General features: G+C 49.6%; 13 protein-coding genes. 9 read left to right on the top strand and 4 right to left on the bottom strand.

Going from position 1 to position 13,327, the window contains the following annotated elements:
- Nucleotides 1–80: 80 nt before the first annotated feature.
- The 3 genes from bioH (at nucleotide 81) to V7P87_RS08830 (ending at nucleotide 2,343) form a co-directional block, all read left to right on the top strand.
- The gene (gene bioH / locus V7P87_RS08840; RefSeq protein WP_333797108.1) at nucleotides 81–857 is read left to right on the top strand and encodes a pimeloyl-ACP methyl ester esterase BioH; all 777 of its coding nucleotides are present in this window, start codon (nucleotides 81–83) and stop codon (nucleotides 855–857) included.
- 129 nt (nucleotides 858–986) lie between these two features.
- Nucleotides 987–1,301 carry an excinuclease ATPase subunit gene (locus V7P87_RS08835; protein ID WP_333797107.1) on the top strand — a complete coding sequence of 105 codons (315 nt, stop codon included), beginning with the start codon at nucleotides 987–989 and terminating at the stop codon, nucleotides 1,299–1,301.
- A gap of 10 nt (nucleotides 1,302–1,311) precedes the next feature.
- Nucleotides 1,312–2,343, top strand: coding sequence for a putative metalloprotease CJM1_0395 family protein (locus tag V7P87_RS08830; RefSeq protein WP_333797106.1), 1,032 nt, complete (start codon nucleotides 1,312–1,314; stop codon nucleotides 2,341–2,343).
- 141 nt (nucleotides 2,344–2,484) lie between these two features.
- On the opposite strand, the gene V7P87_RS08825 is transcribed toward V7P87_RS08830, so the two are convergent.
- Nucleotides 2,485–4,806, bottom strand: a complete 2,322-nt coding sequence (locus V7P87_RS08825; protein WP_333797105.1) for a Tex family protein — start codon at nucleotides 4,804–4,806, stop codon at nucleotides 2,485–2,487.
- Between the two features lie 174 nt (nucleotides 4,807–4,980).
- On the opposite strand from V7P87_RS08825, the gene greB reads away from it, so the two are divergent.
- A complete protein-coding gene (gene greB / locus V7P87_RS08820; protein WP_442967949.1) occupies nucleotides 4,981–5,571 on the top strand; it encodes a transcription elongation factor GreB in 591 nt (196 codons plus the stop codon).
- A 72-nt stretch (nucleotides 5,572–5,643) separates the two neighbouring features.
- Here greB and V7P87_RS08815 read toward each other — a convergent pair whose 3' ends face one another.
- Nucleotides 5,644–6,834 (bottom strand): acetyl-CoA C-acyltransferase, encoded by a 1,191-nt coding sequence (locus V7P87_RS08815; protein WP_333797104.1) that lies wholly within the window; start codon nucleotides 6,832–6,834, stop codon nucleotides 5,644–5,646.
- Between the two features lies 1 nt (nucleotide 6,835).
- On the bottom strand, nucleotides 6,836–8,146 hold the full coding sequence (locus tag V7P87_RS08810; RefSeq protein ID WP_333797103.1) for a mechanosensitive ion channel family protein: 1,311 nt from the start codon (nucleotides 8,144–8,146) through the stop codon (nucleotides 6,836–6,838).
- Nucleotides 8,147–8,291: 145 nt separating this feature from the next.
- On the opposite strand from V7P87_RS08810, the gene V7P87_RS08805 reads away from it, so the two are divergent.
- The 4 genes from V7P87_RS08805 (at nucleotide 8,292) to envZ (ending at nucleotide 11,138) form a co-directional block, all read left to right on the top strand.
- Complete coding sequence (locus V7P87_RS08805; protein ID WP_333797102.1) at nucleotides 8,292–8,609, top strand: hypothetical protein; 318 nt, start codon at nucleotides 8,292–8,294, stop codon at nucleotides 8,607–8,609.
- A 138-nt stretch (nucleotides 8,610–8,747) separates the two neighbouring features.
- On the top strand, nucleotides 8,748–8,960 hold the full coding sequence (locus V7P87_RS08800) for a hypothetical protein (RefSeq protein WP_296298030.1): 213 nt from the start codon (nucleotides 8,748–8,750) through the stop codon (nucleotides 8,958–8,960).
- 111 nt (nucleotides 8,961–9,071) lie between these two features.
- Nucleotides 9,072–9,797, top strand: a complete 726-nt coding sequence (gene ompR / locus V7P87_RS08795; protein ID WP_296298027.1) for an osmolarity response regulator transcription factor OmpR — start codon at nucleotides 9,072–9,074, stop codon at nucleotides 9,795–9,797.
- Entirely contained in the window at nucleotides 9,798–11,138 is a 1,341-nt protein-coding gene (gene envZ / locus V7P87_RS08790; protein ID WP_333797101.1) for a two-component system sensor histidine kinase EnvZ, read from the top strand.
- 150 nt (nucleotides 11,139–11,288) lie between these two features.
- Here envZ and V7P87_RS08785 read toward each other — a convergent pair whose 3' ends face one another.
- Entirely contained in the window at nucleotides 11,289–12,827 is a 1,539-nt protein-coding gene (locus V7P87_RS08785; RefSeq protein WP_296298023.1) for a phosphoenolpyruvate carboxykinase, read from the bottom strand.
- Between the two features lie 256 nt (nucleotides 12,828–13,083).
- Here V7P87_RS08785 and V7P87_RS08780 point away from each other — a divergent pair, with 256 nt between their 5' ends.
- Nucleotides 13,084–13,326 carry a hypothetical protein gene (locus V7P87_RS08780; protein ID WP_333797100.1) on the top strand — a complete coding sequence of 81 codons (243 nt, stop codon included), beginning with the start codon at nucleotides 13,084–13,086 and terminating at the stop codon, nucleotides 13,324–13,326.
- The last annotated feature ends 1 nt before the right edge of the window (nucleotide 13,327 follow it).

Here is a 13,327-nt window from a genome sequence, read left to right as displayed (position 1 = left end):
GGCAACAGCAGGTGCAGGCACTGGTGCACAACAGAGATGATTCTTGGCATTTTCACAAAAAATAAACATTTAGGTTCACTATGGCAGTTCAGCCGCAAAGAGGCAAACCCAGTCTGGTACTGTTGCACGGTTGGGGGTTAAATCATGCTGTTTGGCAACATCTTATTCCGTTATTAGCTGACGATTATCAGCTGCTGACTCCTGACTTGCCTGGTTTTGGCTTGAATCAGCAGTGCCCGAGTCCTTATACACTCAGTGCTGTGGCTGCTGAAATGGCGGCCACGATTCCGCCGCAGAGTCTGGTGTTGGGCTGGTCTTTGGGTGGCTTAATAGCCACACAGCTGGCACTGGAGCATCCGGAAAAAGTCAAAGCGCTGGCGCTGGTGGCCAGTTCACCCTGTTTTTTAGCCAAAGCAGGCTGGCCAGGCATGGACGAACGGGTACTTAGTCAGTTTGCCGGTGCTTTATCAAAAGATCTGGCGTTGACGGTTGAGCGGTTTCTGGCAATTCAGGCCCTTGGCAGTGAAACCGCAAGGCAGGATATCAAGGCACTAAAACAGGCGGTATTAAGTTTACCGTTACCCAGTTCCGAAGCATTGGCTGGCGGTTTACAGCTGCTGGCCGATGGTGATTTAAGGCCAAGGCTGACAGAGCTACAAATGCCGCTTGCTTATTGTTTTGGCCGGCTCGATTCGCTGGTCCCTGTTGCGATGCTGGATACACTCAGTCAAATCTGTCCTGCGGCTGAAGTGACGCTGTTGCCAAAGGCTTCCCACGCCCCCTTTATCTCGCACCAGGCCGAGTTTATGCAATGGCTGCGGCAATGGGCGGCACAAGCATCCTCAGGTTGCAGCTGATGTCAGCATAACTGGCCATAAATACCGGCAAAAGCGGCAAATATTTGCCGCTTTTGCCGGCTTTAGCTTGAGTCTGGCAGTGTTCTTGATTAGAATTTAATCAAGTTCGCTAAACGCCGGAGATCTACCATGGACATTCAATCAGCTTTTGCTTCAGGCACTCAGGGCCTGCAAAGTGCGTCTTATGGCATTACCGAAGCCACAGTGAATATCAACCGCGAAACCGCCAATCAGCAGCGGCTGCAAAATGCCCGCGAAGATGCTGCAGCTCAGCAAAGCCGTACTGAAACCGATAGAGTAACTTTAAGCTCAGAAGCTCAAACCCCGGGTCTGACACAAAGCCTGGTGCAATTGACCACAGAACAGATTAACGCAGAGGCCAATGTGCGTTCTATTCAGACGGCAGATGAAGTGCTTGGTTCTGTGATCGATATCCGGGTGTGAGTAACACAAAATGATCATCACCCCTCCGGCCTTTACCAATATCAACCCTTATCCCGGCAATCCTGCCGTTGATTTGGCGCGCCGGGAAAATTTAAAACGCGACATTATTGAACCTGTGACTCAGGCTGAGCGTGGTGCCGCTGAAAAAGGGGTCATTTCCGAAGATAAAAGCCGCAATCACAATGCCAGCAATGGTTACACCTATAGCGATGACATTAAAAACCGCGGCACCGAACTAAAACAAGCGATTGAAGGGCGTGGTGAAGAAAGCTCTGGCCGTGAGCAACAGGGCGAAAACAGTGGTCAGCAGGGCGGACAAGATCAGGATAGTCGGAACGGTAGTCCGTCAGAACAACGTCAGCAAGCTGCAGAACAACGTGAAATTGCCGAACTGAAAAAACGTGATGCTGAAGTCAGAGCGCACGAACAGGCGCATGCATCAGTCGGTGGTCAGTTAGCCGGTAGCCCAAGTTACAGTTATCAGACAGGCCCTGACGGTCAGAAATATGCCGTTGGTGGTGAGGTGAACATCGACCTGGCGGAAGTGCCTGGTGATCCTCAGGCCACTATTATCAAAATGCAGCAGGTCAAGGCGGCTGCATTGGCGCCAGCCGACCCTTCCTCCACGGATCAACAAATTGCCGCAGAAGCCAGTCGCCGTATTGTTGAAGCTCAGATTGAACTGGCGCAGGAATTATTACCATTAAACGACCCGCCAGCGTCGGATGGTGACTACGACGCCGCCGCAGCTTTTGCTGAAATGACAGGCCGGGTTGAACTTGCAGACATTGAAGCTGAGCAGGATATGTTTTCTGACCAGAGCAGGGCCGCTGCCCGGCAGGAAGAAGATGTTGTCAGCGATATGCAGCAAGAGCGGCAACAGCAATACAATGCAATAAAAGAAAACGCCAGTCGTTATGTGGCTCCTGAAACCCGCTCTTTTGCCCGCGATCCGCAGATGCAACTGCGTAGTGAAGTGATCGCCGGTTTTTATGCCCGTGCCACCATTCCTGCTGAACGGCCACTGATTCAAAGTATTTAAAGTATTCAAGGTTGATGTAGCCACAGTGCCGGGCAACAGCTCGGCTGATTTAACACTTAGCCGCTCTGTGTTACAGCGATTCAAATAAAACGCCGTCTTAAAGACGGCGTTCCTTATAAAAAAACTGATAAGTTTGCGGAACTATTTTTTCAGTTTGGCGAGCGCTGCGGCAAAAGCATTGCCCATAGCGGCATTGCCCTGATCAACTGCTTTGACCGCTTTTGGTGCTGTTTTGCCAGCGTAACCACCTGAGTTTTGTGTTTTAATGTTTTCTTTGGCCGCACCGCGCTGTTGTGGTTGTTCATCCATCCGCATCGTCAGTGCAATACGCTTACGGTCGGCTTCAACTTCCAGCACTTTCACTTTCACAATATCGCCGGCTTTGACCACTTGATGGGGGTCGCTGACAAATTTGTCGGTTAATGATGAAATATGCACCAAACCGTCCTGATGCACGCCGATATCCACAAAAGCGCCAAAGTTAGTGACATTGGTGATCACGCCTTCGAGTAACATGCCAGGTGTTAAGTCCGACAGTTTTTCCACACCGTCTTTAAAGTTAGCGGTTTTAAACTCTGGACGAGGGTCGCGGCCCGGTTTATCCAGCTCTTTTAAAATGTCGCTGATGGTTGGAATACCAAAGGTATCATCGGCAAATTCGGCAGGGTTAATCGACTTTAAAAAGCTGCTGTTACCGATAATGTCAGTCACCGACTTCTGGTGTTTGCTGACAATCTTTTCCACCAAAGGATAAGCTTCAGGGTGCACCGCTGAGGCATCCAGCGGGTTGCTGCCGTTGCTGATACGTAAAAAGCCGGCGGCTTGTTCATAAGCTTTAGGGCCAAGGCGCGGCACTTTTAATAAATCTTTGCGCTGCATAAAACGGCCGTTGCTGTCGCGGTATAACACAATATTTTGCGCCAGCGTTTTATTCAGACCGGCAACCCGCGCCAACAGCGGTACTGAGGCGGTGTTGAGATCCACCCCAACGGCGTTTACACAGTCTTCCACTACCGCATCCAGTGATTTGGTTAACAAACTCTGGTTAACATCGTGCTGATACTGGCCAACGCCGATAGCTTTAGGCTCAATTTTTACCAGTTCGGCCAGCGGATCTTGCAGGCGACGGCCAATAGAAACAGCACCACGCAATGATACGTCTAACTCCGGGAACTCCTGCGCCGCCAGTTCAGAAGCGGAATACACTGAAGCACCGGCCTCTGACACCATCACTTTGGTCAGGCGCATTTCCGGCAGCATTTTAATCACGTCACCGGCCAGTTTGTCGGTTTCTCTGGAGGCGGTGCCATTACCAATGGCAATCAGTTCAACTTTGTATTGTTTGCAATAAGCGGCCAGGGTTTTCACCGATTTGTCCCACAGGTTTTGTGGGGCATGCGGGAATACAGTGGTATGTGCCACCAGCTTACCGGTTTCATCCACCACTATGACTTTCACCCCAGTGCGAAGACCAGGGTCCAGACCCAGAGTGGCACGCATACCGGCAGGAGCTGCCATTAATAAGTCTTTCATATTACGGGCAAATACGGCGATGGCTTCCACTTCAGCTTTTTCGCGTAATTCACCGAGCAGGTCATTTTCCAGCTGCAGATGAAGTTTTACTTTCCAGGTCCACTGCACCACAGTGCGCATAAAAGCGTCGCCGGCGCGGTTTTGCTGACGCAAATTAAAATGGCTGGCAATCATTTGCTCGCAGTTGGCGTGGGCGTTTTCTTCGTCGGCATCAGGCAGTAACTGCAGATTCAATACCCCTTCGTTGCGGCCACGGAACATGGCCAGGGCACGATGCGACGGTACGTTTTTCCAGGCTTCCTGATGGGCAAAATAATCGCGGAATTTTGCGCCTTCGGTTTCTTTACCTGCCACCATGCTGCTTTTTAATACCGCATGCTGCGCCAGATGGCGACGCAATTTGGCCAGCAAATCAGCGTCTTCAGCAAAACGTTCCATCAGAATATACTTGGCACCGTCCAATACTGCTTTGACATCGGCAAAACCGGCTTCGCTGTTGATATAAGGCTGAGCGGCGCTTTCCGGCGCCAGATCCGGGTCGGCCAACAAGGCATCCGCCAGCGGTAATAAACCTGCTTCTATGGCAATTTGGCCTTTGGTGCGGCGTTTAGCTTTGTATGGCAGGTATAAATCTTCTAACCGGGTTTTATTGTCGGCGGCCAGAATATCTCGTTCCAGCTCAGCGGTCAGTTTGCCTTGTTCCTGAATGGTTTTTAAAATTACCTGACGCCTGTCTTCCAGCTCACGCAAATAAGTTAAGCGCTGCTCTAAGGCACGTAATTGGTTATCATCCAGCCCGCCTGTCACTTCTTTACGGTAACGGGCGATAAAAGGCACTGTGGCGCCTTCGTCCAATAAAGCAATGGCGGCGGCAACCTGTTCAGCGCGTGCAGAAATTTCCGTGGCAATTTGTTTGACAATCAACGACATATTCTTATATTCCTCAAGTCCTGCACCGGTAAAAACTAAGTGCGGGCTGGCTAACAATGCAGATGGCCGGTATTGTCTATCTTCAGCGGCAAAAAATCCATTGTTGTTACCGATACCGGGGCAGCGGCAGGCCAGTTTTTGTGGTATTAGCAACCTTGAATAGAGTGAAGCAGAGTGGCAAAAACACCGATTATTCATCAGGTGAAAACCAAGTTAGTGACCCGCGAGGGTTATAACGCATTAAAAGCGGAACATGACCATCTGTGGTTTAAAAAAAGACCGGAAGTGACCCGTATCGTCAGCTGGGCGGCCAGCTTGGGCGACAGGTCAGAGAACGCCGATTATCAGTTCAATAAAAGACTTTTACGGCAAATAGACAGCAGGATCAGATACCTGCGTAAGCGGCTTGATGACTTAAAAATTGTTGATTATGCACCTGAGCAGGAAGGCAAAGTGTTTTTTGGTGCCTGGGTAGAAATTGAAGATGAAGCCGGTGCCTGCCTGAAATTCCGGATTGTCGGGCCCGATGAAATTTATGGCCGCAAAGATTACATTTCAATTGATGCCCCTATGGCGCGGGCTTTGTTAAAAAAACAGGTGGATGACTCTTTTGTGGTGCAAACCCCGGCCGGCAGCAAAGAGTGGCTGGTCTGCCAGATTTATTACCCCAAAGCTGGTGCTGAACTGGCGCCGGACTGGACGGCGCGCTCACTCGACGAGCTGGATGCGTCTGAACTTGATGACAATGACGAAAACCCGGGCTGAGGTGTTACCGGCGCCAGCTTTTTATCAGATGCCAGTTCACCCGCTTGGGCTTGGCTAAGCCCAAGTGCTGAGTTAACTGCAGCGCTCCAGCAGCAAAGCCACCCCCTGACCACCGCCGATACACATAGTGACCAGAGCAAACTGGCCATCAATACGTTCCAGTTCATATAAAGCTTTTATTATTAATATCGAGCCAGTGGCACCAACCGGATGTCCTAAGGCGATAGCACCGCCATGAGGGTTTACTCTGGTTTCATCCAAACCCAGGCTGCGATTCACAGCAATAGCCTGCGCAGCAAAAGCTTCGTTGGATTCTATCACCGCCAAATCTGTCACAGACAAACCGGTTTTTTTCAGCAGTTGTTGCACGGCCGGTATCGGGCCCAGCCCCATCACCTCTGGTGCAACGCCGGCAAAACTATAACCTCTGAGTCTGGCTCTGACTCTAAGGCCATGGCTTGAGGCAAACTGGCGGTTGCTCAGCATTAAAGCGGCAGCACCGTCATTCAGGCCAGAACTATTGCCTGCTGTGACTATGCCTTCGTTACTAAAAGCAGGTTTGAGTGCGGCCAGACTTTGCAGGCTGGTCTCTGGCCTTGGATGTTCATCCTGTACAAACTGGCGGATCTGTTTGCCTTGAGTGACAGTCACTGGTGTGATCTGGCTGACAAAATAACCGGCTGTTATAGCGGCAGCGGCTTTTTGCTGGCTGTGCAGCGCAAACTCGTCAAGATCCTGCCGGCTTAGCTGGTATTGAGCGGCAATCCGCTCCGCTGTTAAACCCATATGACCACTGCCAAAAGGGTCGCTCAGAATACCTAAAGTTAAATCTGTAACAGGCGCCGAGCCCATCCGTAAACCACTGCGCAGGCCAGGCAATAAATAAGCGCCACGACTCATACTTTCAGCACCACCGGCCAGCGCCAGCTGACTGTCGCCGAGCATCAACATTTGCGCCGCTGAAATCACCGACTGCACCGCTGAACCACAAAGCCGGTTCACATTAAAGGCGGCCGAGGTTGGTGTCAAACCAACATTCAGTGCAATATGGCGTGCCAGATAAGCATCCTGTGGTGCAGTGGTAATAATGTGGCCAAACACCGCATGGTCGATGGCTGCAGCATCCACTCCGGCCTGACTGATGGCAGCGCGGGCAGCAAAACTGCCAAGCTCTGCCGGACTGAAAGCAGACAGGCTGCCGCCAAAACTGCCAATCGCAGTGCGGCTGCCACTGAGGATCACAATATCTTCAAGCTTGTGCATATTAAACCTTTACGTCTTGTTGGCCTGAGGCTGCAGCTGGTGGCCAGCCACTTTTTAAATGCAGATCCCGTTGCGGGTAAGGGAAACTGATGCCCTGTTGTTTAAATTTGTGCCAAATGGCTCTGTTGATATCAGATTTGACGGCACCACGGCCATTTTCCAGATCGGCAATCCAGACTCTGAGCTGCAGGTGAATACCATTGTCCGCAAAATTCAGCAGTCTGACGGTCGGCTCCGGTGTTGTTAACACTCTGGGGGAGGCGTAAGCAGATTCCAGCATTAATGCCATGGCTTGTTCAGGGTCGTCGTTGTAGCTGACCTGTACATCAATTTCCAGCCGCACATTAGGGTCGGCATAACTCCAGTTAGTGACTTCATTAATAATCAGATGTTCGTTGGGAATTAACGAATCCACACCCTGACGGTTGCGCAGCACCACATAACGGGCATTCAGTTGTTCTACCCGGCCGAAGTTTTCACCGACAGTAATGAGGTCACCCGGTTTAACCGACCTGTCCAGCACCAGAATAAAGCCACTGATAAAATTTGATGCGATACGTTGTAAGCCCAGGCCCAAACCAACACCCAGAGCACCACCAAACACCGCCAGCGAACTCATACTGATGCCGGCGGCATTTAGCGCCACTAAAAAGGCTACTGTCACCAGGAAAAACTTGCTGAACTTGACCAGTCCAACCTGCATGCTGGGGCTGATACTGCGGGAGTTTTTTAGTCGTTGGCTGATGATTTCCGACAACCACAAAGACACCGTAAAAGCCGCAGTGACCAGCATAATCAGCTCAAGCACCATCAGCAGTGAGATCCTTGTGGTGCCAACCGTCAGCGCTATCTGATCAATCAAATCGCGGGCTGCAGTTAACCAACCGGCCAGATGCAACACCAGCACCAGCCAAATCAGGGTTGAAATGATGGGTTCCAGCGTTTTTAGCAGCGGGCTGGATAAAAACGCCTTGCGCAGCATATAGACCAACAAGCGGATCACGCCAAGTGCCAGCGCAACAGGTTGTAACAGCTGCAGTAGGGCAACCTCAAACGCAAAATTCAGCATCACTTCGGCGGCAAGCCACAAGCACAACGCCATAAAAAACGGGAAAAAAATCCGTTGAGAACTGCGGATGGCAACATGGCGCAAATGGCTGCGGCCATCATCAATCAGCCGTCGTTGTAACCAGTGATTCAGCCACCAGCCCAAGCCGGTAAAAACGGCAATCACGGCAAGTTGCATCAGGAAGTTAGGCTGGGCTAAAAAGCTTTGGGTACTGCGCCACAGAGTGTCAAAAAAGTTGCTCATAAATAGTTTATTCACCGCCAAAAAACTCTGGTTACCTTAGCAAAAATGCACAGTGAAATCTGCTGTTAAAACACAGCAGCGGGCTTTTGTTCAGCGCGCTGTTACTTATTGTTGTTAGATTCAAAGCAGGACCAAGGAGCTTGTCATGAAAAAACTGCACATTTTGCTGTTATTGCTGTTATTGCTGTTATTGCTGTTATTGCTGTCAGGCAGTGCGGCAGCAGCCGACAAAAACGCCTTGTACCATCAATGTTTATTAACCTATGCACCCAAAGCACAATTGCCGCAAGTCTGGCACAAAGTGAAACAATCCTGTCATATGCTGCACCTTGAGCTGGTGGTCACGCCAGACAAAAAAGCATTCCACCAATGTGTGTTACAACATTTAGCTGAGGTTGAATTGGCCGAAGTGGTGCCTGATGTATTAAAGGCCTGTGCTGCCGAGCATGACTTTATAAAATAAAAATTATTTAAAATCATATAGATAAAAATATTTTGTGCATCACAACTTATTGTCATCTACGTGTAACAAAAATCTGCTAGCGAATTTGCCGTGCTGTTGGCTATAGTCAGGGTACAGACCAAGCCAGAGGGTAAAAAGATGAAAAAAAATACAGTGTTAGTTGGCGTGGCGACTTTGGCTTTGATGCTTACCGGTTGCAGCACGCTTGATCAAAATTATGCTTATGTGGTGGATCAGGAGCAGGTGAATAAAGCGGAAAACTCACAACGCCAGCATCGCCAGGTGGCGCATGTGGTCTGGGTTAATCCGCCGCTGAAAAAAGTCAGTAGTGCCGATCTGCCAAAACCCTGAGTGACAACTGTTTTATCAGAAACGATTTGTAACACCAAAACCCGCAATGTGTTTCCGACCTTGCGGGTTTTTCGTTTATAGTGGGAAAAACCCTAGCCAAGGTAACTCACTATGCAGACTCAGGAAACAACCAAAATTCTGGTGGTCGATGACGATATGAGATTGCGTTCTTTGTTAGAACGTTATCTGGTAGAACAAGGATATATTGTTCGTACTTCGGCCAATTTTGAACAAATGACAAGGCTGATGGAGCGGGAAAACTTCCATTTACTGGTACTGGATTTAATGTTGCCTGGTGAAGACGGTTTGTCGATCTGCCGCAAGTTACGTCAGCAGGAAAACGAAATCCCTATCATTATGCTGACGGCCAAAGGTGACGAAGTTGACCGTATTATTGGTCTGGAAATGGGCGCTGATGATTATCTGCCTAAACCTTTTAACCCGCGGGAATTATTAGCGCGTATTCGTGCTGTGTTACGCCGTAAATCCAAAGAATTGCCGGGTGCACCAACACAGGAAGAAACCCTGGTCAAATTCGGGCCTTTTAGTTTTAACCTGGCCACCCGCGAAATGCGCCGGGGCGATGAGCTGATGCCGCTTACCAGCGGCGAATTTGCCGTGCTCAAGGTGCTGGTCAGCCATGCCCGTGAACCCTTGTCACGCGACAAACTGATGAATATGGCGCGCGGCCGCGACTATTCGGCGATGGAGCGTAGTATTGATGTGCAGGTGTCGAGACTGCGCCGCATGATTGAAGACGATCCGACCAATCCACGTTATATCCAGACGGTCTGGGGTCTGGGTTATGTGTTTGTGCCAGATGGTGTTGCCGGTTAAATGCGATTGTTGCCCCGCAGTGCTTTTGGAAAAACGGTTTTTCTGATTGGTTTTTTATTATTAATTAACCAGCTGGTGTCGTATTTTCTGGTGGCTGTTTATGTGATCCAGCCCAGCTTACAGCAAACCAACCACCTGATTGCTAAACAAATTAAGGTGGTTTTTATCGATGTGGGTCATGCCAATCCAACGTTGTCGGCTGAAATTACCGAAAGATTCCAGCAGGCAACCGGCATTGAGGTATACCGTCAGCATGACGCTATGCTCAATGGTCTGGCCGATGCCACTTATTACCAGTACATCTCGGATCAAATGTCGCGTGAGCTGGGTGGCCCTGCTGAAGTGCGCATTGAACAAAGTTTAAGTTTTGCGTTTTGGGTGCGCCCACCCCAGGCACCGGATTATTGGGTGCGTATTCCGCTCAGTGGTCTCAATGAAACCGACTTTAAACCTCTGCAGATTTATATTCTGTTGATTGGCTTTTTAAGTGTGGCTGGTGGTTGGTGGTTTGCCCGGCAGCTGAACCGGCCTTTGCAGGGCTTGCAACAAGCGGCGCTCAGGGTAGGACGGGGTGATATACCCGAGCCTTTGCCTGAAGTGGGTTCCAGCGAAATTATTGCGGTAACCCGGGCTTTTAACCATATGGCCAAAGGCATTAAACAGCTGGAAAAAGACCGGGCTTTGTTAATGGCAGGTGTGTCGCACGATTTGCGCACGCCGCTGACCCGCATCCGCCTTGCCAGTGAAATGATGAGTGAAGCCGACAGTTGGATTAGGGATGGCATTGCCAACGACATCGATGATATGAACGCTATTATCGACCAGTTTATTGACTACATCCGTCACCATAAAGAAGAAGCTTTAAGTGAGGAAGATCTCAATCTGCTGGTCAACGAGCAAATCAGTGCAGAGCGGCTGCAACAAAGAGATATTCAAACTGAACTCGCGGCAAATTTACCTTTGGTGCCGCTGCGGCGTATCGCCATTAAAAGGGTGCTGACCAACCTGATTGAAAACGCCTTTAAATACTCCGACGGTGCTATTGAAGTACGTACAGGTTTTGAAAAAGGCAGCCAGCGGGTGTATGTGCAGGTGCGCGATCACGGCCCCGGTATTCCGGAAAGTCAGATGGCGCAGATGTTCGAACCTTTTACCCAGGGCGACAGCGCCCGTGGCAGTGCCGGCTCTGGCCTGGGGCTTGCCATTATCAAAAAAATTGTCGATATGCACAGAGGCGAAGTGACCTTACATAACCATGCTTATGGCGGTTTGGTGGCCACAGTGTATTTACCGCTGAAAAATAAAACTGAAGCGGCCGGCAAAACCAAAAAGACGGGATAACAGCAAAAATGCTATTGCTGTGAGGTGTTTTCAGCTGACGGCTCAGCAATAAACCACAGCTATGCTGCTGTTGGGTTTATACCAATAAAAAAACCGCCACTTGGCGGTTTTTTTATCAAAGCCGGTGAACCGGCTTTATCAGCTTATCAATTAAGCTTTTGGACCTGCATTGCGGATGGCTTCAGAAACGTCGTATTTCTTGAAGTTATTGGCAAATTCAGCAGCCAGTTTGGCCGCGTATTGGTCGTATTGTGCTTTGTCCGCCCAGGTATCACGTGGGTTTAACAGCTTGCTGTCGACACCTGGAATAGCAACAGGCACGTTCAGGTTCAGCTGTGGCAGGTGAATAGTTTCAACATTTGCCAGCTCGCCAGACACGATAGCGTCAATGATGGCGCGGGTGGTTGGGATGTCAAAACGTTTACCTACACCGTGTGGACCGCCAGTCCAGCCCGTGTTCACCAGGTACACTTTGCTACCAAATTCACGGACACGTTTGATCAGCAGCTCAGCGTAAACACCGGCCGGACGTGGGAAGAATGGTGCACCAAAACAAGTAGAGAAGGTGGACTCGATAGCAGCAGTAGAACCAATTTCAGTTGAACCTACTTTGGCTGTGTACCCACTTAAGAAGTGGTAAGCGGCCGCTTCTTCTGACAACACAGACACCGGTGGTAACACACCAGAAACGTCACAAGTCAGGAAAACCACAGCGCGTGGTTCACCAGCGCGGTTCGCCAGTACACGTTTTTCTACGTGGGCCAACGGGTAAGCAGCGCGGCTGTTTTGTGTCAGGCTGGCGTCTTTGTAGTCTGGCGTGCGGTTAGCGTCCAGTACGACGTTTTCCAGAATGGTACCAAAACGGATGGCATCCCAAATCACAGGTTCGTTTTTCTTCGACAGGTCGATACATTTAGCGTAACAACCGCCTTCGATATTAAACACGCTGCCTGGTGCCCAACCGTGTTCGTCGTCGCCAATCAGGTTGCGTTTTGGATCGGCAGATAAAGTTGTTTTACCAGTGCCTGACAAACCAAAGAATAAAGTCACATCACCTTCGTCACCAACGTTGGCTGAACAGTGCATTGGTAATACACCTTTGGCCGGTAACAGGAAGTTTTGTACCGAGAACATCGCTTTTTTCATTTCGCCGGCATAACGCATGCCTGCTAACAACACTTTGCGATCAGCAAAGTTGATCATCACAGTGCCGTCTGAGTTGGTTCCGTCACGGGCTGGATCACAAACAAAACCTGGTACGTTCAGAATTTGCCATTGTGCTTTGTTGGCAGCATTCCAGCTTGCTGGGGTGATAAACAGGTTTTTGGCAAAAATGTGTTGCCATGCAGTTTCTGTGGTCACGACCACTGGCAGGTAATGCTCCGGATCTGCACCTACTTCCAGGTGCGACACAAAATGTTCACGGTCAGAAATATAATGAGCTGCTTTGTCCCACAGCGCGTTAAACACTTCCGGCGCTATTGGCTGATTGACGTTACCCCACTGAATATCTTGTTCAGTGGTCGCTTCTTTAACAATATAACGGTCTTTTGGTGAACGACCGGTGCGGGCACCTGTTTTCACAACTAAAGCGCCGTTATCGGCCAAAATTCCTTCCTGACGGCGAATGGCGTGTTCGACCAGATCGGCCACAGTTAAATCGACGTGACGAACAGTTTGAGCGGTCATTATCAGCTGACTCCTTGGGGGTACAGAGTTTGTGTTGTAGGCAGTAAATGATTTCAGGCTATTCTACTGTAACTGGACAGTTTCGGCGACAGAAAATTTGAATGGTACGACTAGAATATGCCTATGCTGGCAAAAAATAGCGTGATCTTGAATATTCATCTGCATTTTTATGCATTCTTGTTGGGCACGGCTGAATGTTGTTGTTTTTTATTACAGCCTGACTTACAAATTCAGCAGACTGATGGAAAAGTGCTGAATGAAAAAATCTAAAGCAGATAAAATAGCAGAAACTGCACATAATTATGTACATCAGCTGTCGGCCAGGCAACGCTCTTGGTTTATAACGCTATTTCCTGCCAACCGGCAGCAATCACAGCACTTTCAGCCTCTTTATGCACACAATAACTGGCGATGTGACTATGACTCTGCTTTATTTGCTGGCAATTTCCGGCAAGCATACAGCTGCTGGCTTGCGACAGTCAGTAAAAAAATGAGATGAG

The sequence above is a fragment of the Rheinheimera sp. genome (assembly GCF_036782235.1).
In the GTDB taxonomy this organism is placed as follows: domain Bacteria; phylum Pseudomonadota; class Gammaproteobacteria; order Enterobacterales; family Alteromonadaceae; genus Pararheinheimera.
Note: the sequence above shows the minus strand (reverse complement) of the source record. Positions and strands in the feature narration are given on the sequence as shown.

Coding starts and splice junctions, on each gene's coding strand:
- V7P87_RS08830 (WP_333797106.1), top strand. CDS start 1,312: ATGATCATCACCCCTCCGGCCTTTACCAATATCAACCCTTATCCCGGC.
- V7P87_RS08825 (WP_333797105.1), bottom strand. CDS start 4,806: ATGTCGTTGATTGTCAAACAAATTGCCACGGAAATTTCTGCACGCGCT.
- V7P87_RS08810 (WP_333797103.1), bottom strand. CDS start 8,146: ATGAGCAACTTTTTTGACACTCTGTGGCGCAGTACCCAAAGCTTTTTA.
- envZ (WP_333797101.1), top strand. CDS start 9,798: ATGCGATTGTTGCCCCGCAGTGCTTTTGGAAAAACGGTTTTTCTGATT.
- V7P87_RS08800 (WP_296298030.1), top strand. CDS start 8,748: ATGAAAAAAAATACAGTGTTAGTTGGCGTGGCGACTTTGGCTTTGATG.
- V7P87_RS08785 (WP_296298023.1), bottom strand. CDS start 12,827: ATGACCGCTCAAACTGTTCGTCACGTCGATTTAACTGTGGCCGATCTG.
- V7P87_RS08835 (WP_333797107.1), top strand. CDS start 987: ATGGACATTCAATCAGCTTTTGCTTCAGGCACTCAGGGCCTGCAAAGT.
- V7P87_RS08805 (WP_333797102.1), top strand. CDS start 8,292: ATGAAAAAACTGCACATTTTGCTGTTATTGCTGTTATTGCTGTTATTG.
- bioH (WP_333797108.1), top strand. CDS start 81: ATGGCAGTTCAGCCGCAAAGAGGCAAACCCAGTCTGGTACTGTTGCAC.
- V7P87_RS08780 (WP_333797100.1), top strand. CDS start 13,084: ATGAAAAAATCTAAAGCAGATAAAATAGCAGAAACTGCACATAATTAT.
- ompR (WP_296298027.1), top strand. CDS start 9,072: ATGCAGACTCAGGAAACAACCAAAATTCTGGTGGTCGATGACGATATG.
- V7P87_RS08815 (WP_333797104.1), bottom strand. CDS start 6,834: ATGCACAAGCTTGAAGATATTGTGATCCTCAGTGGCAGCCGCACTGCG.